The following is a 23,181-nucleotide window of genomic DNA, read 5'->3' on the forward strand; positions in this document are numbered from 1 at the left end:
CCCTGTGCTCAGCCCGGAACGGCCGTACCGGAGGTGTCGCCGACCCCGTCGCGGCGTGCCTTGGCCGAGGCCAGCGTGTCGCGCAGCTCGGCCTCCATCTTCTTGAGTTCCTCTTCGGCGGCGGCACGGCGGGCCTTGCCTTCATCCGCGATCTGGAGGCTTTCCTGGATGGTGCCGATCAGATCGGCATTGGCCTGTTTGACAGCCTCGATGTCAAAGACGCCGCGTTCCATTTCTTGCCGGATCATCTTGTTGCTGTCGCGCAGGTTCTTGGCATTGGCGGTCAAAAGCTCGTTGGTCAGGTCATTGGCGTCACGCACGGCAGCGGCTGCCTCGGCGCTGCGCTGGATGGTGACGGCCTGGGCCAGCTGGGTCTCCCACAGCGGCACGGTGTTGACCAGGGTCGAGTTGATCTTGGTGACCAGGCTCTTGTCGTTTTCCTGCACCAGCCGGATCGAGGGCAGCGATTGCATCGTCACCTGGCGCGTGAGTTTCAGATCATGCACCCGGCGCTCCAGATCGTCGCGCGCGGCGCGCAGGTCCCGCAACTCCTGCGCTTCCATCACCTGGTCGTTTTCGGCCGCGGCACTCACCTGCGCCTCCTTGGCTGGGATCGTCTCGGTATCCAGAACGCGCAGCTTTTCCTCGCCCGCCGCGATGTAAAGCGCCAGCTCGTCATAAAAGGCCAGCGTCTTTTCATAGAGCAGGTCGAGCGATTTGATATCCTTGAGCAGAACATGCTCATGACCCAGCAGATCGTCGGTGATCCGGTCGATCTGGCCCTGCACCTGTTCGAACTTGGCGCTGAACTGGGCAAAGGGAGCGGCACGCCCCAGCAGCTTTTCCCACCAGCTGCGCTCGCGGCGCACGTCCAGTTCCGACACTGAAAAGCCGCGGATCGTGGTCACGATATTGCGCAGGCTGTCGCCCGCGGGCCCCACATCCTTGTTGCGCACATCCGCCAGCATCGCCTGGCTGATCTGTTGCAGCTCTGCCTGCGCGCCCGAGCCAAAGCCGACGATCGAGCCGGTGCTGGAAATGTCGATCTCGTCCATCCGCTTGCGGATCTCGGCGCTGACCGGCGCGTCGGCCTCGGCCAGAGCCACGATCTCGCCTTTGGGTTCGGGCAGGATCACGGCCGACACGGCCTCGACCTCGGCCAGGGCGGCCTGGGCTTGTTCACGGGTCGTCTCAGACATGGGAGGTCCTCACTTGTTATGGATTGGGCGCGGGGTCACAATCGGACCCCTTCGCGTTCCAGACGCTCGCGCAACACATCGATTTCAACCGTCAGATCGCTGCGATCCTCCAGCAGCATCTTGCGGGTCCGGGCCGAAAAGCTCTGCTCCAGATCATCCAGCAGCGCGGCATAATCCTCACGCGCCTGCGCGTCGCGGGTGCGGGCGTAGATATCGGCGAATTTGGCGGTCGCATCGCGCGCACCCAAAAGGTACACGCCCAGATAGCGGCGCGCGCCGGTCAGATCGCGGGGGTCTTCCTCGACCGTGCGGAACATCTCGCGTGCGGTCTGCTGAAAGCGTTCGACGCGCGCCTCCATCTGACGATCTCCGGCGCGTTGGATGGCATCGGTCATGGCGCTCAGATGCCGCTCGGCCTCGTCCACAACGCGCGCGACGCGGTCCTGCTGGAAGGTGTCAACACCCTCCAGCCCCTTGTCCTTCAGCGGATCCACACCAAAGCTTGCCATGTGCAGCCCGCCCGCCGCCAGCGCAAAGATCGCCGGGGCGATCAGGCCGGGGTCGTTCTTGTAGGCGGCCATGCCAACCCCGATTCCGGTCAGCATCGAGGCAAAGATCTTGCGCGGGATCGCGGGGCGCTTGGCCACCTTGCGCGCGGTGTATGCGGCCTCCGCGCGCAGCCCGTCGCGCAAAAGCCACGCCGCCAGGATCAAGACGCCGGCAGCCGTCAGGCCCAGCGCCATTCCCAGCGCCCCGTCATTCAGCGAGAAGAACCCCAACAGCACCGGCGGCAGAAACAGCAGGTTCGACCGCGCACCGACCGGATCCACATCCGCGCCCTGAAAGGTGCCGCGCGGGGCCGGATCGGACCCCGTTTTACCCCCGACCTGCCCCGGAGTGGGGCTGTATTTGCCGCCAAAGCGTTTGGCCATGCCTCTCAGAGCCCCCCGAGCCAGCCGGTGGCGGTGCCGAACATGAGGATCAAAAGTGCTGCATAGGTGATCTTTTGCAGCCCGCTTGCGGACATGGGAACTCCCCGGCTTTCTGGTCTGGTCCGAGACTATGTCATGGCGCGCGCGCTTTCTAGGGGGAAGCGGCGCGGTGATGCGTCAGTTTTGCGATATTTCGCCTGTACGCTCAGGATTTAGGGCGCGCGGGCCGCGAGCCGGTGCGGCCCGGCGCGCGCGCGGGGCGGGGCGATGTCCGGCCGCCCGGTTTGGGGCGGGGTTTGCGCACGGGCTTGGGATCGGGTTCGGCCTCCAGTCCCAACTGATCGCGCACCACGCGGCGGCGCAGCTCTTCGACAGCACCGGGTTTGAGCGTGCCCAGCTGAAATGGGCCATAGCTGATGCGGATCAGCCGGTTGACGGTAAAGCCGATATCCTCGATCGCGCGGCGGATCTCGCGGTTCTTGCCTTCGCGGAGCCCGATGGTCAGCCAGGCATTGGCGCCCTGCTGCCGGTCGAGTGTCACCTGCATCGGCTGGAACCGGTCCGCGCCCACTGTCAGCCCGGTGCGCAGCGGTGCGAAATCCTCGTCCTTGGGCCGCCCCTTGATGCGCACCCGGTAGCGCCGCAGCCAGCCGGTGGAGGGCAGTTCCAGCTTGCGCTTGAGCTCTCCGTCATTGGTCAACAGCAACAGCCCCTCAGAGTTCAGATCCAGCCTGCCGATGCTCATCACGCGCGGCATCTCGTCGGGAAGATCGTCAAAAACCGTGGCGCGCCCCTTGTCGTCGCGCGCGGTGGTCACCAGCCCGGGGGGCTTGTGGTAAAGCCAGACGCGCGCGGGCTCGGGCTCGGCCAGAGGTTTGCCGTCGACGGTGATGCGGTCCTTGGCAGTCACATTCAGCGCCGGACTGTCGATCTGTTTGCCGTTGACCGCGATGCGGCCTGCGGTGATCATCCGTTCGGCTTCGCGGCGCGAAGCGATGCCCGCGCGGGCCAGAACCTTGGCGATGCGGTCGCCGGGTGTGGGGGTGTCTGTCATGCGCTGTGGCTTAGCCGATCTGGGTGACTTGCGAAAGCGGCGATTGCTGGTCATGTTGGGGTATGGTGTTCAAATCCTATATGAATCAGGCACTTGATCAGGCACGGGCAGCCGCCGCGCGGGGCGAAGTCCCGGTGGGCGCGGTGCTGGTCGCCCCGTCCGGCGCGGTGGTTGCGGCGGACGGGAACCGCACGCGCGAGAGGTGCGATCCCACGGCCCATGCCGAGATCCTGATCCTGCGTCAGGGCTGTGCCGCCGCGGGATCGGAGCGGCTGACGGGTCATGATCTCTATGTCACGCTGGAGCCCTGCGCGATGTGTGCCGCCGCCATCGCAGCGGCCCGGATCGGTCGCGTCTATTACGGCGCGGCCGACCCCAAATCGGGCGGTGTGGCGCATGGCGCGCGGGTCTTTTCCCACCCTCAGGCACATCACGTGCCCGAGGTCTATGACGGCATTGGCGCGGCCGAGGCCGAAGCGCTGCTCAAGTCGTTTTTCGCCGAAAAGCGGCGCTGACCCGACCGGACCCGCCTAGAGCTCAATCGCCTGCATGACCTGCGGTTCGATCACATCGACCCCCGGCAAACCGGATCTGAGCGCGGCCGCATCCTGTTCCAGCAAGGGGAAGGTCTTGTAATGGCAAGGGATCACCGTTTTGAAATCGAAGTAGGTTTTCGCGGCATAGGCGGCCTGGGCCATGTCCATGGTGAAATGCCCGCCCGCCGACAGGATCCCGACATCGGGTTTGTAGTAGTCGCCGATCCAGCCCATATCGGCCATGATCGCGGTATCGCCCGAGGCATAGATCGTGTGACCCTCGCCGATGATTACGAACCCCACCTCGGACCCGCCGGTGCGCAGCCCATCGCGGGTCTGGAAGGTCGAGGAATGCGACGCGGGCACCATCGCCACCTTGACGCCGCCCAGATCGACGGTGCCGCCCTTGTTGAACCCGATGGTCTCGATCTCTTCGGTTTCCGACCAGAATGTCATCAGATCGTACTGTCCCACCGCCGGGACGTTCAGCTTTTTGGTGAGCGGCAGAACATCGACGACATGATCGAAATGGGTGTGGGTCAGCAGAATATGGCTGGCCCCCGTCACGGCGGCATCATGCTGCTCCTCGGGCAGGACCGGGTTGCCGGTCAGCCACGGGTCCAAGAGCAACACCTGCCCGCCGATCTCAAAACGGAAACTGCCATGGCCCAGCCAGATGATTTTCATGTCGCACTCCCTATCTATGCGAGGGGCAGGCTAGCATGAGGGTGGCAGAAATCCATGGATTTGACACGGGCGATCGACGCGTATTGTGAGCGGCTGGATCCGGGGTACTGGGCCGAGCCGATCAACGCGGTGACCAACGCCGCCTTTCTGATCGCGGCCTGGGTAATGTGGCGCCGGACGGCAGGTCTGCCCCTGGCTCGCGTATTGGCGGTGATCCTGGGCTGCATCGGGGTGGGGAGTTTTCTGTTCCACACTCATGCGCAGGTCTGGGCGGCGATGGCCGATACCACGCCGATCCTTTTGTTCATCCTGGTCTATATCTTTGCGATCAATCGCGATGTCTGGCGGTTTGGCACCTGGGGAGCGCTGGGGCTGACGGCTTTGTTTGTTCCTTATGCCGCAGCCACTGTGCCGCTCTTTCAGATGCTGCCGATCGGGGGGTCGGCAGGCTACGCGCCGGTGCCGCTCCTTATCCTGATCTATGCCGGGCTCCTGCGCGGGCGCGAGCCGGAACTGGCGCGTGGTTTTGTGATTGGCGCGGGGATCCTGATCCTGTCCCTGACCGCCCGCACGCTGGATGAGCCGCTTTGCGATCTGATCCCGATGGGCACGCATCTGTGGTGGCACATCCTGAACGCAATCATGCTGGCCTGGATGATCGAGGTGTATCGGCGGTATCGTCGCCTCGCCCCGCAGGCCGGTTAGCCCGATGACGCGTCCGACCGGGCGGATCTGGTCCAGACCCGCAGGTCCAGCATCACCTTGGCGGTGGCCACAAGGACAAAGAGGCACAAAAGCGCTTTGGTCACGGTCTCCATTGTGCCTTGGATCAATAGCGCATGCAGGATGGTTCCCACGACGATGATGGCGGCCAGGGCAGTATGCGCGCGCCGCCACAGCCGGGGTGGCACCCGCCAACGGCGGCGGAGCAGCGCCAGCGCCGCGGTGGCAAAGACCGCCCACATCGCGATCACCCCCCAGATCGAAAACGGGGTGGGCGAGACCAGAAGCAGCGCATCGATCACGTCAGGCGGTGTGGTGATCCAAAGACCCGCCACATGTCCCACCACGCAAGCGACCAGAGCCGCGCCGATCCAGCGGTGAACCCGGCGCCCCCGCATAGCGGGCAAGCCGGGCAGGTACCCCCCCGCAAGCAGCGGCTGAAACAGCATCAAGGCCAGACCGACCACCCCGGCAAACCCCGAAACGATATAGATCGGTTCGCGCCAGGCCAGGAGCGGGCTGAGCATGGCCGCGACGAGGGGCGCAGATACAGCCAGACCCAGCGCCATCCAGATCAGGATCGCGCGCAGCCGCCACTGACCGGTATCCGTCACGGTCTGTCAGGCCGGTTGCAGAACGAAATGCGCGGCCAGAGTGGTGTCGGAGGCATTGGGCATGATCGGACGCAGGAATACGGTTTCGAACGTGTCGTCGTCATAGGCCAGATGGCCGTGCGGTTGGCCAAAGGCCGGGACGATCTGCGGCATTTCCAGCCGGAACGCACCGTTTGCATCTGTCAGTGTCGCGCCGTGGCTTTCGGGATCGCGCTCATGGCCTTCGGTCGTATGGGCCCAGATCTGGATGCGTATATCGGGCAGAGGGGCGCCGTCGCCCGCCCGGCGTACGGTGCCGGTCATCCAAAAGCCGCCATTGCCGATCCGGTCGACGATGGGTGCTCCGGGCAAGTAGTTATTGGCGCCGCCGCGCATGGTTGGGGTGGGGGCCAACCCTGCGGCGCGGGCAGGCGCCAGCAGACCGGATGTGCCGGTGAGCAGGGCAGCACCGCTGGCCGCAAGAACGGAGCGTCGTGTCACGCCTGTGGTGGTCATGGGCGATCCTCCTGTCGCTGATCGGTCTGATGCAAGAAGCATAGCGCATCTGACAAAGTTTCGAAGGGCGAGCCGAGCGGAGACGTGACACATCGCCCTCACGACTGCGTGAAGCGCGCAAATCGCAGTCACTCATCCACTTCATGCACCTCGATCACATTGCCATCCGGATCGTAGAAAAAGATCTGGCTCCAGCCCGAGACCGCCTGATTGCCCCAATCTGCATAAGGAATGCCCTTTTCCTCCAGATGTGCCTTGAACGCGTCCAGATCATCGGTGCGATAGGCGATGTGGCCGTGGCTGAGCGGATTGACCGCGGTGCCGGTCTTGAACGCCGCATGCACGTCCTTTTGCGCCAGATGCATCTGGATCGCGCCGTCGGTGCGAAACGCCACATCGCCCACGATGTCGCGCCGCCGGTCGATGGTGGGCAGGCCGCCGGTCTCCGCGCTGAGCCCCAGCACATCGCGATAGAACCGGTCGAGGCGCGCGACATCGTCCGTCACCAGGTTGATGTGATGCAGTTTCAGCGTCATGGGATGGCCTTTCCAAGGTTGGTGTGCTGGGCGCGGTCGCGCGGCAAGCTGGGGCAGGGATGATGCCTGTTTTCCCACCGATCTTGCGATCTGGCCTTTAGGCAGGCAAGTGCAAACAACCACCGGTCTTGAAGCGCCGCGCGTGGGGCGGTAAACGGCGCGGGACCCTAGTGAAAGAGATCCCATGTCGATTGATCAAAACACCGCCGCCAAGGTCGCCAAGCTCGCACGTATCAAGGTGGATGACGACGCACTGCCTGCGCTGGCACAGGAATTCAACACGATCCTCGGTTTCATTGAACAGCTTGGCGAGGTTGATGTCGAAGGGGTAGAGCCGATGGTGTCGGTCACGCCCATGCGGCTGAAACGGCGTGCGGATGTGGTCACCGACGGCGATCAGCAGGACAAGGTGCTGTCGAATGCGCCCGATGCGCGTGAAGGCTTTTTTGCCGTACCCAAGGTGGTCGAGTAAGCGCCCGGCGCCGCAGGAGAGATTTTCAGCCCTAAACGGGCGCCCCCGCGGGGGTTTGAAGGACAAACGATATGACGGAACTGAACGCTCTGACCCTGGCCGAGGCCCGCGATGCCCTGCGCGCGGGCGACATCACCAGCGCCGAGTTGACCGAAGCCTGCCTGGCCGCGATCGACGCGGCAGACGCGCTCAACGCCTTTGCGCACAAGACGCCCGAGATCGCGATGGCGCGCGCGGCCGAGGCCGATCAGCGCATCCAAGCGGGCGATGCGCCGTCGATGTGCGGGCTGCCCATCGGGATCAAGGATCTTTTCTGCACCAAAGGCGTGCCCAGCCAGGCCGCGAGCCGTATCCTCGAAGGGTTCATGCCCGAATACGAATCCACCGTCAGCCAGAATTTGGCGGATGCAGGCGCGGTGATGCTGGGCAAACTCAACATGGATGAGTTCGCGATGGGCTCGTCCAACGAGACCAGCGTCTATGGCAACGCGATCAACCCCTGGCGGCGCGGAAACGAGGACACAGCGCTGACCCCTGGAGGCTCTTCGGGGGGGTCGGCTTCGGCCGTGGCGGCGGATCTTTGTCTGGCAGCCACCGGGACCGATACCGGCGGGTCGATCCGGCAGCCGGCGGCCTTTACAGGCATCACCGGCATCAAGCCCACCTATGGGCGTTGCTCGCGCTGGGGGATCGTGGCCTTTGCCTCCTCTCTCGATCAGGCGGGGCCCATGACCAAATCGGTGCGCGATGCCGCGATCATGCTTGAGGCGATGTGCGGCCACGATCCCAAGGACAGCACCTCGACCGAGCTGCCCGTGCCAAACTTCGAGGCGGCCCTCACCGGCGATATCCGGGGCAAGACCATCGGCATTCCGCGCGAATACCGGATGGATGGCATGCCGGACGAGATCGAGACGCTCTGGGCCGAGGGGCGCCGCATGATGGAGGAGGCGGGCGCCAAGCTCGTCGATATCTCGCTGCCCCATACCAGATACGCGCTGCCGGCCTATTATGTGATCGCCCCGGCGGAGGCGTCGTCGAACCTGGCGCGCTATGACGGGGTGCGCTATGGCCACCGTGCGACGCTGAGCCAGGGCGACGGCATTACCGAGATGTACGAAAAGACCCGCGCCGAAGGCTTCGGGCCGGAGGTGCAGCGCCGGGTGATGATCGGCACCTATGTCCTGTCGGCGGGGTTCTATGACGCCTATTACAACCGTGCCCGCAAGGTGCGCGCGCTGATCAAGAAGGATTTCGAGGATGTGTTCGCGCAAGGTGTGGATGCGATCCTGACGCCAGCAACCCCGTCGGCAGCCTTTGGTCTGGGCGAGATGACCGATGCCGATCCGGTGCAGATGTATCTCAATGACGTGTTCACCGTGACGGTCAACCTGGCGGGCTTGCCGGGCATCTCCGTGCCTGCGGGTATGGACAATCAGGGTCTGCCGCTGGGTCTGCAACTGATCGGGCGGCCTTGGGAGGAGGGCGATTTGCTCAATTCTGCCTATGCTCTGGAGCAGGCCACCGGATTTGTGGCAAAACCCGCCAAATGGTGGTAAAAAGAACCCAAACAAAGAACCTAAGGCAGGACAGCAGAGCGATGCGGAATATTTTGGCTGCGGTTGCAGTTGGGGTTTTGAGCGCCTGTGCGCCCGCCGTGCCGGACAGCGGTGCGGGCGTCGGTGTGGGATTTGACAATTCACTGAGTGCGCAGCGCGCGCGGGAGGCCGCCCTTGCCGGGCAGGCGCCTGTCCAGGCGATCCCGTCTGCGACCGCTGTCTCGGGCCAGGCGTTGCCGCCCGGCCCGGGGATCCGCAGATCCGCGACCACAGCTCCGGGCGCGCCGCTGAGTGCCACCTCCACCGCAGCGCTCCCGCAACAAGGCACGGCCGAGAGCGGGGACGCCATTCTCGAAGCGGCCGCCTCGCTGCGCGAAACCGAGGCGAATTCCGGCGTGGCCCCGCTTCAGGCGAGCCCGTCGAACCCGGCGCCTGCCTTGCTGAGCAACCCGGCGATTTCGGATGAGAACGATTTCAGCGCGGTGTCCCAGCGCGAATCGATCGAAAGCGATGCGGAACGGATCGCGCGCAACCGGGCGCAGATGCAGGTGATCCAGCCCACGGCGGTGCCCACGCGCGAGGGCATCGACCAGCCCAACATCGTGCAATATGCATTGGAGACGCGCCATGCCAAGGGCACCCGGCTTTACACCCGCGCCGGGATCAACCTGGCGGGCCGCTCGCAACGCAACTGTGCCGGGTTTGCCTCGGCCGATCAGGCGCAGATCGAATTTCTGGCCAATGGCGGACCGCGCCGGGACCGCCGCAGCCTTGATCCTGATGGCGACGGATTTGCCTGCGCCTGGGATCCGGCCCCATTCCGTGCCGCGGTGCAAAACTGAGCCGCATCCTTCAGCCGATCTGGCACCCTTCGCCGAATTTCGGGCCGCGTCGTGATGGGGGAAGGCCCGCTTTCGTCATTCTCCACTATACGGCCATGGTGAGCGCCGAGGCCGCGTTGGAGAGGCTCTGCGATCCGCAGGCCGAGGTTTCCGCACATTATCTGATCGCACGGGACGGGCGCCTTTGGCAGTTGGTGCGCGAGCAGGATCGCGCTTGGCATGCGGGGGTTGGATCATGGTGCGGGTTTGCGGATCTCAACTCACGCTCGATCGGGGTGGAGCTGGACAACCGAGGGGGCGAACCCTTCGCCGAGCCCCAGATGACCGCGCTGGAAGGCTTGCTGACGGGCCTATTGGCGCGTTGGTCAATCGCACCGCGGGGTGTGATCGGGCATTCCGACATGGCGCCGGGGCGCAAACGGGATCCTGGCCCTCGGTTCGACTGGGCGCGGCTGGCGCGTGGAGGGCTGGCGCGCCCGACCCCTGTCGAGACAGCAGAGATCCACGAACCGCTTGAGACGTTGTTGGTCCGGGCGGGCTATTCGGGGCAGGCATCGGTCGAGGATCGGCTTGCCGCCTTTCGGTTGCGCCACCGCCCATGGGGACAGGGGGCGGCGTGTAAGGCCGATTATGCGATTCTGCGGGGGCTGGGGTGAAAAGGTTTCGGCGAAACCGTTTTGTCGGCCCCTCCTGGCATCTGGCGGGCTTGACCGACGGGGCGTCGATGCGTACGTGACATCCTGCGCGGAAGGTCGGATGGCCGCGGGGGGCGTGCCCTTCGAGGAAAGTCCGGACTCCCTAAAGCAACGGTGCCGGGTAACGCCCGGACGGGGCAACCCGATGGACAGCGCCACAGAAAAGAAACCGCCTGCCCATGGGCCGGTAAGGATGAAACGGTGGGGTAAGAGCCCACCGCGCGTCTGGCAACAGGCGCGGCACGGCAAGCCCCACCGGGAGCAATGCCAAATAGGACCCCCGCGCGGGCAGGTCGGCCCAGGCCGGTACCGCCGCTAGGCCCGCTTTAGCCGAGAGGGGTCGGGTCGGCAGCTTGAGATCCGCGGGCAACCGCGCGATCCAGAGGAATGGTCATCATCGGGCGGGTTCGCCCGCTCGACACAGAATCCGGCTTACAGGCCTTCCGCGCAGCCTATCTGACCGGCCCAGAGCCCTGGGTCAGGCCGTCGTCGCCCCGCCGCGCTGAATTGACGGGGTGTTCGTCCGATGCCGCATGATGCGGCGGGACGGGGCGTTCGATGGACCGCCGGTAAGAGATCCCTTTTGGGATAGGACAGAGCGGTGTGCGAAAGCCGGAGATCCTGTCACAGTCACAGCAAAGCTCCGGCGCTCGGCGGCGCAGATCGAATGGGGGCGGTCGCTGCTGGTTTGGCCCGATGTGCACGCTATGGCAGAGAAGGCGACTTTCCTCTCGCCGTGCCTGAAATCTGCGCTAAAATAAAATGTATCGGGCATATACTTTATATTGTACGTTCAATCCGACGCTATTGTGCGTCACATCGCTTTGCGCGAAGAGGGGGACCGCGATGAAGGTCAGATTGCTGGAACGCCTGGTGCCACCGGGCCGGGACGAGGAAATCCTGGACGTTCTCGGTTTTGTCGCGCCGTCCTTTCTGGTGTCGATGATCCAGGCCACGTCGGATTGCGTAAAAATCCTGTCGGTGGATGGCCGTATTCTGTTTGTGAACCAGATCGGGCTGGATGAATTGATGGGCGGCTCTCTGGCCGAAGTGCGCGACACGGTCTGGAGCGCCTATTGGCCGGCCCCCACGCGCCCCGCGCTGGAGGAGGCGCTGGATCTCACGACCCAGGGCCGCCACATCTATTGCGAGCTGCCGCGCGAAACCGTCGACGGGCAGGACCGCCTTTGGGCCTTGAACATGACCCCGGTCTTTGGCGAGGATGGGCAGGTGGCCGCGATCATCATTCTGTCGCGCGATCTGACCGCAAACCGCAATTATGCGCCCTTGGGAGAGTGACGTTCACACCCGGGTCCGGGAAGGCACTAATCTGGCTTGACTCGGGCTCCGAGCCGGGTACAAGCAGGCGCTCAGAGAAATTCCCCAAAAGGCGCACCCTTTTGGATGCAGGAGAGACATCATGGCGAAACCGACGACGATCAAGATCCGTCTGAACTCGACCGCTGGCACCGGCCACTTTTATGTGACCAAGAAGAACGCACGTACCATGACCGAAAAGATGTCGGTACGGAAGTACGATCCGGTGGCCCGCAAACATGTCGAGTACAAGGAAGGCAAGATCAAGTAAGCCGTTTCCAGATCGACAGAATTTGAAGGGGGTCACGTCATTGCGTGGCCCCCTTTTGCTTTGCACGGGGACGGTGATTGACAACCAAGAACGGAAGGGTCTGGAAATGGTGGATAAGCTGATACCTGCCGCGGGTCCTGTCCGTCATGTCCGTGCGAGCACTCCTGCCGATCTTGCTGCGGTCGATGCGCTATTGGCGGGCAGCTATCCGCGTCTGCTCAAGCGGGACTATCCTCCATCGGTTTTGGTGACGGCCTTGCCCTTGATCAGCCGCGCACAGCCCGCGCTGCTTGGGTCGGGCACCTATTATGTGGCCGAAGATGCGCAGGGCGAGATTATCGGGGCAGGAGGCTGGTCTGTGGACCGCCAGCTGCGCCACCGTGGCCATATCCGCCATGTGGTGGCCGATCACCGCTTGCAGCGCCGTGGAATCGCGCGCCGCCTTGTGGGTCATGCGCTGCGAATCGCGTCAGCGGCGGGTCTGCGTGAGATGGAGTGCTGGGCCACCCTGACGGCCGTGCGCTTTTACGAGGCGATGGGCTTTGCCGGAGAGGGGCCGATGGAGGTTCCGCTGGCCCCTGGCATTACATTTCCGTGCATGCGGATGCGTCAGCGTCTGGAGCAGCCGTAGGATCATGGCATGGGAGGGGGGGTATCGGTCTGCGGGTGGGATCTTCCGCGCATGGACCATCCCGGTATGGCGTCAAGATCGCAGCATCGGCCCAAGAAAAAAGCCGACCCTTTCAGATCGGCTTTCTGCGTGTTTCATATGGCGCGCTATGCTTATTCTCGATTGCCGAAAAGCGACAGCAGCATCATGAACATGTTGATGAAGTTGATATAGAGGCTCAGCGCGCCCATGATCGCGGCTTTGCCCATCCATTCCTGATCGCCATGCGCGGCGTGCGCCAGATAGGTGTTTTTGATGTTTTGCGTGTCATAGGCGGTGAGGCCTGCAAAAATCAGCACACCCAGGACCGAGATCGCGAACATGATCGCGGGCGAGCCCAGGAAGATGTTGACGATCATCGCTATCACAAGACCGATCACGCCCATGATCAAGAAGGACCCCCAGCCGGAGATGTCCTTTTTGGTGGTATAGCCCCAGAGCGACAGCCCCGCAAAGGCGATTGAGGTGATCAGAAAGACCTGCGCGATCGACATGCCGGTGAAGGCCTGGAAAATCCACGCGATCGACAAGCCCATCACCGAGGCGAAGGCATAGAAGAAGAGTTGCGCGCCCGCAGCCGATAGACGGTTGATGGCGGCGCCAAAGGCGAACACCATGATCAGCGGGGCGAACATCAGGATCCAGCCCAGGATATTGGGCGAGCCCGTCACAGGGTTATAGAAGACCGACAGCAGGGCAGGGCTCGTTCCAACGGCCCAGGCCACGGCAAAGGTCATCAGCATGCCTACGGACATCGTGCCGTAGACCTTATTCATATGTGCACGCAGCCCCTCATCAATCTGGGCAGCGCGCGCGCCAGCGGCAGTCCGGATTGTGTCGAATTCAGCCATTCAAGGTCTCCATAATACGACGTTATACACACCGCCGGAGGATACCGGCGGCTCTCGTGCTAAATATCGGCAACGGAGTCACCTTTTTCAAGTATTTCCCTCAGGATTCTGCGGATAATTCGGCGCAATCCGCCCGCGCGGGCGTGATTTGGGCGCGGGCGGTGTATCTCAGTTGCGCCAGGTGGCGGGCACATCCCAGATCGGGCGGCTGGCTTCTGCCTGCGCCTCGGACCGTGTCAGACCGATATCGGCCAATGCGCGGTCGTCCAGAACCTTGAGCTGTTGGCGCGAACGCCAGGCGGCCAGGACGGTCGACAAACCGATGCGGCGGCGGGCGGGGCGGCGGAAGGCGGCAGAGTGCGAGGCGGTATAGGTCATGGGGTGCGTCCTTTTCTGAGTTGTTGATGCGTGATCGCTCTTTCATCAATTTCCTTGATCTATATGGCGCCCTGTGGTGTATTTTAAAAACGAATGTTTGTGAGGCCATCAATCAAGGTTTGTGATCAATGCGAAATCTAGACATCACCACGCTCAGATCCTTTGTCGCGGTCGCTGACAGCGGCGGCGTCACCCGGGCGGCGGGGTTCCTGCATCTGACGCAGTCGGCGGTCTCGATGCAGTTGAAACGGCTGGAGGAGAACCTCGGCATTCCGCTCTTGGATCGGACCGGTCGCGGCATCGCGCTGACAGCGGCGGGTGAGCAGCTTTTGGGCTATGCCCGCCGCATTCTAGAACTGAATGACGAAGCCTGGGGACGTCTGACGGCCAATGAATATGAAGGCGAGATCACGCTGGGCGTGCCGCATGACATCATTTACCCCTATGTGCCGCACATCCTCAGACGGTTTGCGATGGATTTTCCGCGCATGCAGGTGCGGCTGATCTCGGCGCCCACGCGCAAACTGCGCGAGATGTTCGGGCGCGGGCAATGCGATGTGATCCTGACCACCGAAGAACAGGCCGGGCCCGGTGGCGAGGTGTTGGTGCGTCTGCCGCTGGTGTGGATTGGCGCGTTGGACGGGCAGGCCTGGAAACGTCACCCGTTGCCGGTGGCCTTTTGCTCCAACTGTATTTTCCGCACCGATGTGTTGCGGCGGCTGGAGGCGGCCCATCAACCCTGGGAGATGGCCGTGGAATCCGACCTCGACAATGCGGTGGAGGCGATGCTGAGCGCGGATCTGGCGATCTCGGCGGTCATTCAAGGGGTCTATCCGCGCCAGACCACGACAATCGACCATGGCGGCGCGCTGCCGGATCCTGGAGAGACGCGGATCGTCCTTTACATGGAGCGGACCGAAAACCCGGTGGCCAATGCGTTGCGGGAGTTGATCCGCACCACCTATCGGACCGGCTCGAAAACCGGGGACGAGGCGTTGTTGACCGCATAGCGCAACGCCGGGATATGGGCCGCTCGGGGTTTCGGCACGGCGCGCGTCCGCGGCGATTTCCGGTCGGAAAACACACAGGATTGCAGCCTGTTACGCCGGTAAGTTGATCAAGGTACAATCACCACCTTACCGGTTGATTTGCGGCTGCGCAGCAGTTCCATGCCCTGCGCCACTTCGCTCAGCGGCAAGGTATGGCTGATATGGGGCTTCAGCTTGCCGTCCACATACCAGTCGGTGAGTGTTTTCAGGCTGGACAGGATGACCTCAGGCTTGAACCCCATATAGCCGCCCCAATAGAACCCCAGAACCGAGATGTTCTTGACCAGCAGGTGATTGGCCGGAATGGATGGTACATCGCCGCTTGCAAACCCGATGGTGAGGATGCGCGCCTCGGGGTTGCAGGCCCGGAATGCAGACTTGAATGCGTCTCCGCCCACCGGATCATAGACCACGTCGGCGCCGCCTAGCGCCTTGATCGCGCCGCGCAGGTCTTCGATCTCGGCCTCAATCAGATGATCTGCGCCTGCGCGGCGCGCGATCTCCAGCTTGTCGGCGCCGCGGGCCACCGCGATCACGTTGGCGCCCATCAACTTGCCGATCTCAACGGCCGTCAGACCGACGCCACCGGCGGCTCCCAGCACGACCAGCGTTTCGCCTTGCTTGAGCCGCGCGCGATACGCGAGCGCCACGTGGCTGGTGCCATAGGCAACCTGAAAGGCCGCCGCATGTTCAAAGCTCATTTCATCGGGCAGGGTCGCGACCCGGCGTGCATCGAAGACCCCGTGTTGGGCCAGCCCGCCAGAGCCGCCGAAAACCGCGACACGGTCCCCGATCTCGATGCCCGAGACCGAATCCCCCACCGCGTCAACCTCGCCCGCAACCTCCATGCCAAGGGTGAACGGGGCGTCGGGCGTGTCCTGATAGGTACCCGATTGCATCAAAAGATCGGCAAAATTGAGACCGCAGGCACGGATCGTCAGACGCACCTCTGCGGGACCCGGTTCCGGCGTGGCGATCTCGGTCAGCGCCGGTGCATCCCCGACCTTGGCGATATGGTAAGCAAGCATGTTATTTTCCCTGTTTTCACCGCAATTAGCCGGATTTCGGGCTTGTATGTCAAACCGGGAAAGGCCGCCGTGACGTCGCGAAACACGCGGCGCAAACGCAGATCCTTATGCGGCATCGCCGACGGCATCGACAGGCAATTGGCAATGATCCATTAACCATGTGCCCCGATTGCCCGTCGGCGGTGAATCATAAATGTTGTATTCAACTTGATAATTGGACTACTGTCCGGATGCGCTGCACAGGCTCTATTGGGGGCAGCTGTGGTGATAAAAGAGGTTTGATCAAGGTACAGTTTTACAGGCCGCAAAAAGCTCAGCTGTACGATCAGGTAGAGACGTCTGTGACGGAGGTAAAGAATGGCTCACCCAGTTGACGTGCACGTGGGAAAACGTGTCCGGCATCGCCGATGGTTGATTGGCATGACCCAGCAGCAGCTTGCCGAAAAGGTCGGCATCAAGTTCCAGCAGATCCAGAAGTATGAAACCGGTGCGAACCGGGTCAGCGCCTCGCGGCTTTGGGACATTGCGGATGCGCTGGACGTGACGGTCAGTTTCTTCTTTGAAGGGCTCGATGAAGAGGCGACAGCGGGATCTCAGGGGCAGCCTGGGGTGCCGACCGATCTTTTGGGCGACAAGGAAGCACTGGATTTGGTGCGCTCCTATTACGCGATCCCCGAGAACCAGCGCAAACGCCTGTTCGAACTTGCACGCGTTCTCAGCGACGTGGCCTGACCCTGCGGCGCCAGCCAAGGGTCGCTGCTCTGGTCTCTTGCGCTGCTGACATGTCAGTGGCACAGGAGCGAGTATGAGTGACAGACCTTTGTCGGATATTAACCTGGCCCATACGCTTGCCGATGCAGCGCGCACGGTCATTTTGCCGTATTTTCGTGCAGCAACCCTCGTGTCTGACAACAAAGACAGCGCCGGGTTCGATCCGGTTACCGAAGCCGATCGCGCGGCCGAGGCCGCGATGCGGGATATTCTGGCCCGTCACCGTCCCGAGGATGGGATTTGGGGCGAGGAGTTTGGCCAGTCCCGCGGTCCTTCGGGGCGCAGTTGGGTTCTGGACCCGATTGATGGGACACGCGGGTTCATCAGCGGCACGCCCACATGGGGTGTGTTGATCGCGCTCAGCTCCGATGGCGCGGCCCCGTCCTTGGGGATGATCGACCAACCCTATATCGGAGAGCGGTTCTGGGGGGATGCCTCGGGCGCGTTCTTGCGCGGACCTCAGGGGTCGCGGCAGATCCGCGTGCGCGGCACCGGGGATCTGGGCGCGGCGACACTCTTTACCACCTTCCCCGAAGTGGGGCGGGACCGGGATCGCCAGGGGTTCGAGGCCGTGGCGGATAAGGTCAGGCTCGTGCGGTATGGCATGGATTGCTACGCCTATGCGCTGCTGGCGGCCGGTCAGGTCGATCTGGTGATCGAGGCCGGATTGCAGGCTTATGATATTCAAGGACCGATGGGCGTGGTCGAGGCGGCGGGCGGCATTGTGACCGATTGGGCCGGCGGTCCGGCGCAGGCCGGCGGTCAGGTCGTGGCGGCCGCCAATGCGGCGGTTCACGCGGCGGCGTTGGCCCTGTTGCGCCCGTTTGCGGACTGACTTGCCAGAGCGCGACCGGCGCCTCTAGACTGCGGGTGTCGGCGCGAGTCCTTCCTGTCGCGCGGATCCGGGGATGCCCGGATGTCACACCGAAAAAGGGTCGTGTGCGAAAAAGGTGTGAGCCATGCCCGATATTTTGATCCGAAACGCGCAGACCGTGCTGACCATGGATGACCGGCGCCGAGAGTTGCGCGGTGTGGATATCCGGGTCTCGGACGGGCAGATCGCGGCTTTGGGCAAAGGCCTTGAGGTCGGCCAGGCCGAGGTCATCGATGCGCGCGGCCTGGTGGTGACACCCGGTTTGGTCAACACGCATCATCATCTGTATCAGACCCTGACCCGGGCGGTGCCAGGCGGTCAGGACGCGCTGCTCTTTGGTTGGTTGCAGACGCTCTATCCGATCTGGGCACGGTTCGGACCCCAGGAGATGTTTGTCTCGGCTCAGGTTGGGCTGGTGGAGCTGGCGCTCTCGGGATGTACGCTGAGCGCGGATCACCTCTATCTCTACCCAAATGGCGCGCGGCTGGAGGATACGATCGACGCGGCGCGCGAGGTGGGGCTCCGGTTTCATCCAACCCGCGGCGCCATGAGCATCGGAGAGAGCGATGGTGGGCTGCCCCCCGATGCGCTGGTAGAGCGGGAGGCCGACATTCTGGAGGATATGATCCGGGTGATCGATGCCTTTCACGACCCCTCGCACGGCGCGATGCTGCGCGTCGGTGTGGCGCCATGTTCGCCGTTTTCGGTCAGCCGGGACCTGATGCGCGACGCGGCTCAGCTTGCGCGCGACAAGGGCGTGATGATGCACACTCATCTGGCCGAAAACGCCGAGGACATCGCCTATAGCCAGGCCCGGTTCGGCTGCCGCCCGGGTCAATACGCGCAGGATCTGGGCTGGGTCGGGGCGGATGTCTGGCATGCCCATTGTGTCCAGCTCGATCGGGCCGAGACCGAGTTGTTCGCGCGAACCGGAACAGGGGTGGCGCATTGTCCATGCTCGAACTGTCGTCTGGGCAGTGGCATCGCGCCGGTGCGGGCAATGCGGGATGCGGGCGTGCCGGTCGGTCTGGGGGTGGACGGCTCGGCCAGCAATGACATGGGAAACATGATGGCAGAGGCGCGGCAGGCCATGCTGTTGCAGCGGGTGGCGCATGGCGCGACCGCGATGAGCGCGCGTGAGGCGCTGGAGATTGCAACGCGCGGTGGGGCACAGGTGCTGGGGCGCGACGATTGCGGGCAGATTGCCGTGGGCAAGCGGGCAGACCTTGCGCTGTGGGATGTGTCGGGAGTTGAAACTGCGGGAAGCTGGGACCCTGCCGCGCTGCTGATGGCGGGACCTCAGAAGGTGTGTCACCTATTTGTCGAGGGGCGGCAGATCGTGCGCGATGGACAGGTGTTGACGGTCGATCTCCCAAAGCTGGTCGAGCGGCAAAACCGGTTGGCGGCGCGGCTGGCGGAGGAGGTGTAGGCACGATGCGATCCTTGAGAAAACTGGCGGTCATGACGGCCATCCTGCTGGCCCCTGGCGCACTGGCCGATCCGGGCGTGCTTGCGGATGTCAATGCGCAGCGGAGCGAGGCAGGCCGCGCACCGCTGGTCTATTCCGAGAGGTTGGAACGGGTCGCCGAAGGGCACGCGCGGGATATAGCGCGGGCCGGGTTTTTCTCTCACATCGGCAGCGACGGCAGCACATTGGCGGAGCGGGCCAGAGACAAGGGCTACGGGTTTTGTTTCATTGCCGAGAATATAGCGAAGGGTCAGCGCAGCGGAGCGGAAGCGATGGCGGGGTGGACAGCCTCGGACGGGCATCGGCGCAACATGCTGGACCGGCGGGCGACCGAGATGGGATTGGCCCGCGCCGATGGGGCGCTTTGGGTGATGGTGCTGGGGCGTCCAGGGTGTTGAACATGGGCCCGATCAGAAACTGACACAGTTTCTGGCCATTTTCTGACCCAGAAAATGGGGCGCGTCGTGCCGTGCCGGGTCCAGAAACTGTGTCAGTTTCTAATCATTTTCTGTGCCAGAAAATGAACCGGGTTGACCGTTGATCCAGACCTGCGCGATGGCGCGGTCGTCGCCCATCATGATCGTGGGAAAGATCGCTTCCCACAGATCCTCAGCCTCGGCGCTGCGCTGCGCAATGGCCGGAGTGGAGGCGAGATCGAGGGCGATGATGTCTGCCTCCGCCCCGACGGCCAGATTGCCGATCTGATCCTGCATCCGCAGGCTGCGTGCCGATCCCACCGTCGCCAGCCACAAAAGCTGCGCGGGATGCAGTGCGGTACCGCGCAACTGGCCAATCTCATAGGCCGCGGCCATGCTGCGCAGCATTGAAAAGGACGACCCGCCTCCGGTGTCGGTGGCCAACCCCACGCGATGCCCCTGAGAGATCAGCCCTGCCATGTCAAAGAGGCCCGATCCGATAAATGTGTTGGATGTCGGACAGTGGATCACCGCCGCTCCCACCTCCCGCAGGCGATCGCGCTCGCGGGGGTTCAGATGGATGGCGTGCCCGTAAAGGCCGTTTTCACCCAGTAGCCCATGGGCCTCATAGGTCTCGAGATAGTCACGCGCATTGGGGAAAAGCTCCTTGACCCAGGCAATCTCATCGGTCTGTTCGCTCAGGTGGGTCTGCATCAGGCAGTCGGGATGTTCGGCCCAGAGCGCGCCCAGCGCGTCGAGCTGTTGGGGGGTGGAGGTGGGCGAAAACCGGGGCGTGATCGCATAGGACAGCCGGTCGCGACCGTGCCAGCGCTCCAGCAGCGCAAGACTGTCGTCATAGGCACTTTGGGCATTGTCGCGCAGCCCCTTGGGCGCGTTGCGGTCCATGCAGGTCTTGCCTGCGACGACCCGCTGCCCACGCGCCTTGGCCTGCGCAAAGAACGCCTCCACGCTTGCCGGGTGGATGGTGCAATACGAGCAGACCGTGGTCGTCCCGGCCGCGGCCGTCAGATCGAGATAGCGTGCAGCGATCCGGGCGGCATAGGCGGGATCGGCAAAGCGCATCTCTTCGGGAAAGGTATAGCTGTCCAGCCAGTCGATCAGCCGCTTGCCCCAGCTGGCGATGATCGCGGTCTGCGGGTAATGCGCATGGGCATCCACAAAGCCTGCCATCAGGACATGGTCGCCGTGATCCTCGATCCCGGCGCTGGGAGAGGCCGCGCGCATTTCGGAGAGCGTGCCGATCGCGACAATCCGGCCCTGATCGACCACAAGCGCCTCGTCGAGCCGGACCGCCGCGCCGGGATCGTCCTGAAACGGGTTGCCGGTGAACGACAGGACCTTACCTTTGAGAATGAATGGCGCCGTCATCCAGAATGCCCTTGTGGTTTTTTGCGCTGCCCGCTTGCGTCAGGGCGCGCAACACACTAGCCGGGACAGGAGCGCCGGTAAATCGGCGCATTTTCATTGTTTTCCGACAGGACCTTCTCTTTTGCGTCACCTCTGTCGGACCCAAGGCCACTCCCGGGGGCAGGCATGAATAGAGATGACATCGCAACAGAGCCAGAGACCGGCGCGGATGATGCCACCTATGCCCTGGACCGCAAGGCGATTGCCGCGATCCTTTTTGCGGTGGATATGGAGGACAAGGCTCAGCTGACCGCGCTGATGGAGCCGCTCCATGCCGCCGACATTGCCGATATTCTGGAGCAGATCAACGCCTATGACCGGATCCGACTGATCCGGCTTTACGATCGCGAGTTCGATGGCGACATCCTGTCAGAGCTGGACGAAAGCATCCGCGAAGAGGTGATTTCCGTCCTCAGGCCCCAGGTTCTGGCAGACGCGGTGCGGGAACTTGAAAGCGACGATGTCGTCGATCTGGTGGAGGATCTGGGCGAGCCGCAGCAGGAAGCGATCCTCGATGCGCTTGAGGAGGCAGACCGGATCGCGGTCGAGCAATCCCTGGCATATCCTGAGTATTCTGCCGGCCGCCTGATGCAGCGGGAGGTCGTGATGGCCCCCGAACACTGGACGGTGGGCGAGACGATCGATTTCCTGCGCAGCTCGGACAACCTGCCGGAGCATTTCTATCATGTGGTGCTGGTGGATCCGCGGCTGCACCCTGTGGGCAACGTCACCCTGGGACAGCTCATGCGTTCGCGCCGCGAAGTGGCGCTCGGCGACCTGACCGAAGACCTCTTTCAGGTCATCCCCGCCACCCAGGACGAGGGTGAGGTTGCCTATGCCTTCAACCAGTATCACCTGATCTCGGCCCCGGTTGTGGATGAAGAGGGCCGTCTGGTCGGGGTGATCACCATCGATGATGCGATGATCGTGCTGGATGAGGAGCATGAGGAGGATATCCTGCGGCTTGCCGGTGTGGGAGAAGAAAGCTCGCTGGCTGATCGGGTGATCAGCACGACGCGGCGGCGGTTTCCCTGGCTGGCGGTCAATCTGGTGACGGCAATCCTGGCGTCCCTGGTGATCGCGCAATTCGATGCCGCAATCGGTCAGATCGTGGCGCTGGCGGTGTTGATGCCGATTGTCGCCTCCATGGGCGGCAATGCCGGGACCCAATCGCTCACGGTGGCGGTGCGCGCGATTGCCACCAAGGATCTGACGGGATCGAATGTGTGGCGGGTGATCCGGCGCGAGGTTTTGGTGGGCGTGATCAATGGCATGATCTTTGCCATTGTGATGGGCGTCGTGGGCTGGATCTGGTTCGGGTCTTTGGCATTGGGATATGTGATCGCGGCGGCGATGGTGATCAATCTGGTGGTCGCGGGGTTTGCCGGGACGGTGATCCCGGTCCTGCTCGACCGTATTGGGGTCGATCCGGCGCTGGCTTCGGGGGCGTTTGTGACCACGGTCACGGATGTGGTGGGCTTTTTTGCGTTTCTGGGTCTTGCGGCAGTGGTGCTGCTGTGAGCGGGTCGGCGACTGCAAAGGCCGCCCTGCGCAAGCTGGCATTCGGGCGTCGCAAGGCGGCCCATGCCTCGCAGGCGCCCGGGATGGCGGCGCTCCTGTCGGGGGTGCTGGCGGGATATCGGGGCGTGCCGCTGGCCGGATACATGCCGATTCGGACAGAGATCGATCCACTGCCCGCAATGGCCGAGGCAGCGGCGCACGGCCCCGTGGGCGTGCCGGTCATTCAGGGTACGGGGCAGCCCTTGCGGTTTTGCCGGTGGGAACCGGACGCGCCGATGACGGAGGGGCCGTTCGGTGCGCGGATTCCGCTGGTTCACGAAGTCATCGAGCCGGAGATCCTGATCGTCCCGCTGGTGGGGTTTGACAGCTCAGGCGGGCGTCTGGGCTATGGCGGGGGATTTTACGATCGCACACTGGAAGGTCTGCGCGCGCGGCGCGCGACGCTGGCCATCGGTTTCGCCTATACCGCTCAGGAGATGCAGACCATCCCTGTCGAGCCGACAGACCAGCCGCTCGACATGATCGTGACCGAGCGGGAGGTGCGCCGGATCCCTCGCCGCGCGCGCATCTGTCCAACCTGAGCGCCCATGGGCTTGCCCGACCGGAGCGGCTGCGCCGCATTCTATTCTATTTGTGCGCGGCCGCACGGGCCTTGGGACGCTGTCCCAAACCCTGGGAATATTTAAGGCCAGAAGAAGCAAGAGGGGCCCCGTCCTTTCTTTTTCTCTTTCAAAAACCGGCGGGGGGGGCCCGGCGGGGGGGCCGGCCCCCCCCAAACCCAAGACAAAACACTCG

Annotated in this window: 27 protein-coding genes and 1 other RNA gene; 17 read left to right on the forward strand and 11 right to left on the reverse strand. The window is 63.5% G+C overall.

Going from position 1 to position 23,181, the window contains the following annotated elements; translation table 11 throughout:
* Positions 1-8: 8 nt before the first annotated feature.
* The 3 genes from HEP69_RS20440 to HEP69_RS20450 form a co-directional block, all read right to left on the reverse strand.
* Positions 9-1,199 carry a toxic anion resistance protein gene (locus HEP69_RS20440; RefSeq protein WP_290560358.1) on the reverse strand — a complete coding sequence of 397 codons (1,191 nt, stop codon included), beginning with the start codon at positions 1,197-1,199 and terminating at the stop codon, positions 9-11.
* A gap of 35 nt (positions 1,200-1,234) precedes the next feature.
* Positions 1,235-2,131 carry a 5-bromo-4-chloroindolyl phosphate hydrolysis family protein gene (locus tag HEP69_RS20445; protein ID WP_290560359.1) on the reverse strand — a complete coding sequence of 299 codons (897 nt, stop codon included), beginning with the start codon at positions 2,129-2,131 and terminating at the stop codon, positions 1,235-1,237.
* Between the two features lie 205 nt (positions 2,132-2,336).
* On the reverse strand, positions 2,337-3,185 hold the full coding sequence (locus HEP69_RS20450; protein WP_290560360.1) for a pseudouridine synthase: 849 nt from the start codon (positions 3,183-3,185) through the stop codon (positions 2,337-2,339).
* A 62-nt stretch (positions 3,186-3,247) separates the two neighbouring features.
* Between HEP69_RS20450 and HEP69_RS20455 the strand changes: the two genes are divergently transcribed.
* On the forward strand, positions 3,248-3,700 hold the full coding sequence (locus HEP69_RS20455) for a nucleoside deaminase (protein ID WP_290560361.1): 453 nt from the start codon (positions 3,248-3,250) through the stop codon (positions 3,698-3,700).
* A 15-nt stretch (positions 3,701-3,715) separates the two neighbouring features.
* Here HEP69_RS20455 and HEP69_RS20460 read toward each other — a convergent pair whose 3' ends face one another.
* On the reverse strand, positions 3,716-4,408 hold the full coding sequence (locus tag HEP69_RS20460; protein ID WP_290560362.1) for a metal-dependent hydrolase: 693 nt from the start codon (positions 4,406-4,408) through the stop codon (positions 3,716-3,718).
* A gap of 54 nt (positions 4,409-4,462) precedes the next feature.
* Between HEP69_RS20460 and HEP69_RS20465 the strand changes: the two genes are divergently transcribed.
* On the forward strand, positions 4,463-5,113 hold the full coding sequence (locus HEP69_RS20465) for a ceramidase domain-containing protein (protein WP_290560363.1): 651 nt from the start codon (positions 4,463-4,465) through the stop codon (positions 5,111-5,113).
* On the opposite strand, the gene HEP69_RS20470 is transcribed toward HEP69_RS20465, so the two are convergent.
* The 3 genes from HEP69_RS20470 to HEP69_RS20480 form a co-directional block, all read right to left on the reverse strand.
* Positions 5,110-5,745, reverse strand: coding sequence for a ferric reductase-like transmembrane domain-containing protein (locus tag HEP69_RS20470; RefSeq protein ID WP_366111723.1), 636 nt, complete (start codon positions 5,743-5,745; stop codon positions 5,110-5,112). The genes HEP69_RS20465 and HEP69_RS20470 overlap by 4 nt on opposite strands.
* Positions 5,746-5,751: 6 nt before the next feature.
* Positions 5,752-6,240, reverse strand: coding sequence for a twin-arginine translocation pathway signal (locus tag HEP69_RS20475; RefSeq protein ID WP_290560364.1), 489 nt, complete (start codon positions 6,238-6,240; stop codon positions 5,752-5,754).
* 128 nt (positions 6,241-6,368) lie between these two features.
* On the reverse strand, positions 6,369-6,776 hold the full coding sequence (locus HEP69_RS20480; protein ID WP_290560365.1) for a VOC family protein: 408 nt from the start codon (positions 6,774-6,776) through the stop codon (positions 6,369-6,371).
* A 184-nt stretch (positions 6,777-6,960) separates the two neighbouring features.
* Between HEP69_RS20480 and gatC the strand changes: the two genes are divergently transcribed.
* The 8 genes from gatC to HEP69_RS20520 all read left to right on the forward strand — a co-directional run bounded on the left by gatC (position 6,961) and on the right by HEP69_RS20520 (position 12,563).
* Positions 6,961-7,248 carry an Asp-tRNA(Asn)/Glu-tRNA(Gln) amidotransferase subunit GatC gene (gatC, locus tag HEP69_RS20485; protein WP_290560366.1) on the forward strand — a complete coding sequence of 96 codons (288 nt, stop codon included), beginning with the start codon at positions 6,961-6,963 and terminating at the stop codon, positions 7,246-7,248.
* A 71-nt stretch (positions 7,249-7,319) separates the two neighbouring features.
* Positions 7,320-8,807, forward strand: a complete 1,488-nt coding sequence (gene gatA, locus HEP69_RS20490) for an Asp-tRNA(Asn)/Glu-tRNA(Gln) amidotransferase subunit GatA (RefSeq protein ID WP_290560367.1) — start codon at positions 7,320-7,322, stop codon at positions 8,805-8,807.
* A gap of 41 nt (positions 8,808-8,848) precedes the next feature.
* Positions 8,849-9,649, forward strand: coding sequence for a hypothetical protein (locus HEP69_RS20495; RefSeq protein WP_290560368.1), 801 nt, complete (start codon positions 8,849-8,851; stop codon positions 9,647-9,649).
* Positions 9,610-10,305 (forward strand): N-acetylmuramoyl-L-alanine amidase, encoded by a 696-nt coding sequence (locus HEP69_RS20500; protein ID WP_290560389.1) that lies wholly within the window; start codon positions 9,610-9,612, stop codon positions 10,303-10,305. The genes HEP69_RS20495 and HEP69_RS20500 overlap by 40 nt, the downstream gene beginning before the upstream one ends.
* 88 nt (positions 10,306-10,393) lie before the next feature.
* Positions 10,394-10,795, forward strand: an RNA gene (rnpB, locus tag HEP69_RS20505) — RNase P RNA component class A.
* 395 nt (positions 10,796-11,190) lie between these two features.
* Complete coding sequence (locus HEP69_RS20510) at positions 11,191-11,643, forward strand: PAS domain-containing protein (RefSeq protein ID WP_290560369.1); 453 nt, start codon at positions 11,191-11,193, stop codon at positions 11,641-11,643.
* Between the two features lie 121 nt (positions 11,644-11,764).
* Positions 11,765-11,932: a 50S ribosomal protein L33 gene (rpmG, locus tag HEP69_RS20515; RefSeq protein ID WP_050927593.1), complete on the forward strand. Its 168-nt coding sequence runs from the start codon at positions 11,765-11,767 to the stop codon at positions 11,930-11,932.
* 106 nt (positions 11,933-12,038) lie between these two features.
* Complete coding sequence (locus HEP69_RS20520) at positions 12,039-12,563, forward strand: GNAT family N-acetyltransferase (RefSeq protein WP_290560370.1); 525 nt, start codon at positions 12,039-12,041, stop codon at positions 12,561-12,563.
* Positions 12,564-12,715: 152 nt separating this feature from the next.
* Here HEP69_RS20520 and HEP69_RS20525 read toward each other — a convergent pair whose 3' ends face one another.
* Both HEP69_RS20525 and HEP69_RS20530 read right to left on the reverse strand, forming a co-directional pair.
* Positions 12,716-13,453, reverse strand: coding sequence for a Bax inhibitor-1/YccA family protein (locus tag HEP69_RS20525; RefSeq protein ID WP_290560371.1), 738 nt, complete (start codon positions 13,451-13,453; stop codon positions 12,716-12,718).
* Positions 13,454-13,621: 168 nt separating this feature from the next.
* Entirely contained in the window at positions 13,622-13,831 is a 210-nt protein-coding gene (locus tag HEP69_RS20530; protein WP_290560372.1) for a DUF1127 domain-containing protein, read from the reverse strand.
* 128 nt (positions 13,832-13,959) lie between these two features.
* Between HEP69_RS20530 and HEP69_RS20535 the strand changes: the two genes are divergently transcribed.
* Complete coding sequence (locus HEP69_RS20535) at positions 13,960-14,841, forward strand: LysR family transcriptional regulator (protein WP_290560373.1); 882 nt, start codon at positions 13,960-13,962, stop codon at positions 14,839-14,841.
* A gap of 107 nt (positions 14,842-14,948) precedes the next feature.
* On the opposite strand, the gene HEP69_RS20540 is transcribed toward HEP69_RS20535, so the two are convergent.
* Complete coding sequence (locus HEP69_RS20540) at positions 14,949-15,908, reverse strand: NADPH:quinone oxidoreductase family protein (RefSeq protein WP_290560374.1); 960 nt, start codon at positions 15,906-15,908, stop codon at positions 14,949-14,951.
* 357 nt (positions 15,909-16,265) lie between these two features.
* Between HEP69_RS20540 and HEP69_RS20545 the strand changes: the two genes are divergently transcribed.
* The 4 genes from HEP69_RS20545 to HEP69_RS20560 all read left to right on the forward strand — a co-directional run bounded on the left by HEP69_RS20545 (position 16,266) and on the right by HEP69_RS20560 (position 19,419).
* Positions 16,266-16,640 (forward strand): helix-turn-helix transcriptional regulator, encoded by a 375-nt coding sequence (locus HEP69_RS20545; RefSeq protein ID WP_290560375.1) that lies wholly within the window; start codon positions 16,266-16,268, stop codon positions 16,638-16,640.
* A 73-nt stretch (positions 16,641-16,713) separates the two neighbouring features.
* Positions 16,714-17,514 carry a histidinol-phosphatase gene (gene hisN / locus HEP69_RS20550; RefSeq protein ID WP_290560376.1) on the forward strand — a complete coding sequence of 267 codons (801 nt, stop codon included), beginning with the start codon at positions 16,714-16,716 and terminating at the stop codon, positions 17,512-17,514.
* Positions 17,515-17,638: 124 nt separating this feature from the next.
* The gene (locus HEP69_RS20555; protein ID WP_290560377.1) at positions 17,639-18,982 is read left to right on the forward strand and encodes an 8-oxoguanine deaminase; all 1,344 of its coding nucleotides are present in this window, start codon (positions 17,639-17,641) and stop codon (positions 18,980-18,982) included.
* A gap of 5 nt (positions 18,983-18,987) precedes the next feature.
* On the forward strand, positions 18,988-19,419 hold the full coding sequence (locus HEP69_RS20560) for a CAP domain-containing protein (protein WP_290560378.1): 432 nt from the start codon (positions 18,988-18,990) through the stop codon (positions 19,417-19,419).
* Positions 19,420-19,518: 99 nt separating this feature from the next.
* On the opposite strand, the gene guaD is transcribed toward HEP69_RS20560, so the two are convergent.
* A complete protein-coding gene (gene guaD, locus HEP69_RS20565; RefSeq protein WP_290560379.1) occupies positions 19,519-20,826 on the reverse strand; it encodes a guanine deaminase in 1,308 nt (435 codons plus the stop codon).
* Between the two features lie 165 nt (positions 20,827-20,991).
* On the opposite strand from guaD, the gene mgtE reads away from it, so the two are divergent.
* Both mgtE and HEP69_RS20575 read left to right on the forward strand, forming a co-directional pair.
* Entirely contained in the window at positions 20,992-22,386 is a 1,395-nt protein-coding gene (gene mgtE, locus HEP69_RS20570; RefSeq protein WP_290560380.1) for a magnesium transporter, read from the forward strand.
* Positions 22,383-22,967, forward strand: a complete 585-nt coding sequence (locus HEP69_RS20575; protein ID WP_290560381.1) for a 5-formyltetrahydrofolate cyclo-ligase — start codon at positions 22,383-22,385, stop codon at positions 22,965-22,967. The genes mgtE and HEP69_RS20575 overlap by 4 nt, the downstream gene beginning before the upstream one ends.
* Positions 22,968-23,181: the final 214 nt, after the last annotated feature.

This window comes from Aestuariivita sp. (assembly GCF_021404545.1).
Lineage (GTDB): Bacteria > Pseudomonadota > Alphaproteobacteria > Rhodobacterales > Rhodobacteraceae > Aestuariivita.

Coding starts and splice junctions, on each gene's coding strand:
- HEP69_RS20440 (WP_290560358.1), bottom strand. CDS start 1,199: ATGTCTGAGACGACCCGTGAACAAGCCCAGGCCGCCCTGGCCGAGGTC.
- HEP69_RS20445 (WP_290560359.1), bottom strand. CDS start 2,131: ATGGCCAAACGCTTTGGCGGCAAATACAGCCCCACTCCGGGGCAGGTC.
- HEP69_RS20450 (WP_290560360.1), bottom strand. CDS start 3,185: ATGACAGACACCCCCACACCCGGCGACCGCATCGCCAAGGTTCTGGCC.
- HEP69_RS20455 (WP_290560361.1), top strand. CDS start 3,248: ATGGTGTTCAAATCCTATATGAATCAGGCACTTGATCAGGCACGGGCA.
- HEP69_RS20460 (WP_290560362.1), bottom strand. CDS start 4,408: ATGAAAATCATCTGGCTGGGCCATGGCAGTTTCCGTTTTGAGATCGGC.
- HEP69_RS20465 (WP_290560363.1), top strand. CDS start 4,463: ATGGATTTGACACGGGCGATCGACGCGTATTGTGAGCGGCTGGATCCG.
- HEP69_RS20475 (WP_290560364.1), bottom strand. CDS start 6,240: ATGACCACCACAGGCGTGACACGACGCTCCGTTCTTGCGGCCAGCGGT.
- HEP69_RS20480 (WP_290560365.1), bottom strand. CDS start 6,776: ATGACGCTGAAACTGCATCACATCAACCTGGTGACGGACGATGTCGCG.
- gatC (WP_290560366.1), top strand. CDS start 6,961: ATGTCGATTGATCAAAACACCGCCGCCAAGGTCGCCAAGCTCGCACGT.
- gatA (WP_290560367.1), top strand. CDS start 7,320: ATGACGGAACTGAACGCTCTGACCCTGGCCGAGGCCCGCGATGCCCTG.
- HEP69_RS20495 (WP_290560368.1), top strand. CDS start 8,849: ATGCGGAATATTTTGGCTGCGGTTGCAGTTGGGGTTTTGAGCGCCTGT.
- HEP69_RS20510 (WP_290560369.1), top strand. CDS start 11,191: ATGAAGGTCAGATTGCTGGAACGCCTGGTGCCACCGGGCCGGGACGAG.
- rpmG (WP_050927593.1), top strand. CDS start 11,765: ATGGCGAAACCGACGACGATCAAGATCCGTCTGAACTCGACCGCTGGC.
- HEP69_RS20520 (WP_290560370.1), top strand. CDS start 12,039: ATGGTGGATAAGCTGATACCTGCCGCGGGTCCTGTCCGTCATGTCCGT.
- HEP69_RS20525 (WP_290560371.1), bottom strand. CDS start 13,453: ATGGCTGAATTCGACACAATCCGGACTGCCGCTGGCGCGCGCGCTGCC.
- HEP69_RS20530 (WP_290560372.1), bottom strand. CDS start 13,831: ATGACCTATACCGCCTCGCACTCTGCCGCCTTCCGCCGCCCCGCCCGC.
- HEP69_RS20535 (WP_290560373.1), top strand. CDS start 13,960: ATGCGAAATCTAGACATCACCACGCTCAGATCCTTTGTCGCGGTCGCT.
- HEP69_RS20540 (WP_290560374.1), bottom strand. CDS start 15,908: ATGCTTGCTTACCATATCGCCAAGGTCGGGGATGCACCGGCGCTGACC.
- HEP69_RS20545 (WP_290560375.1), top strand. CDS start 16,266: ATGGCTCACCCAGTTGACGTGCACGTGGGAAAACGTGTCCGGCATCGC.
- hisN (WP_290560376.1), top strand. CDS start 16,714: ATGAGTGACAGACCTTTGTCGGATATTAACCTGGCCCATACGCTTGCC.
- HEP69_RS20555 (WP_290560377.1), top strand. CDS start 17,639: ATGCCCGATATTTTGATCCGAAACGCGCAGACCGTGCTGACCATGGAT.
- HEP69_RS20560 (WP_290560378.1), top strand. CDS start 18,988: ATGCGATCCTTGAGAAAACTGGCGGTCATGACGGCCATCCTGCTGGCC.
- guaD (WP_290560379.1), bottom strand. CDS start 20,826: ATGACGGCGCCATTCATTCTCAAAGGTAAGGTCCTGTCGTTCACCGGC.
- mgtE (WP_290560380.1), top strand. CDS start 20,992: ATGAATAGAGATGACATCGCAACAGAGCCAGAGACCGGCGCGGATGAT.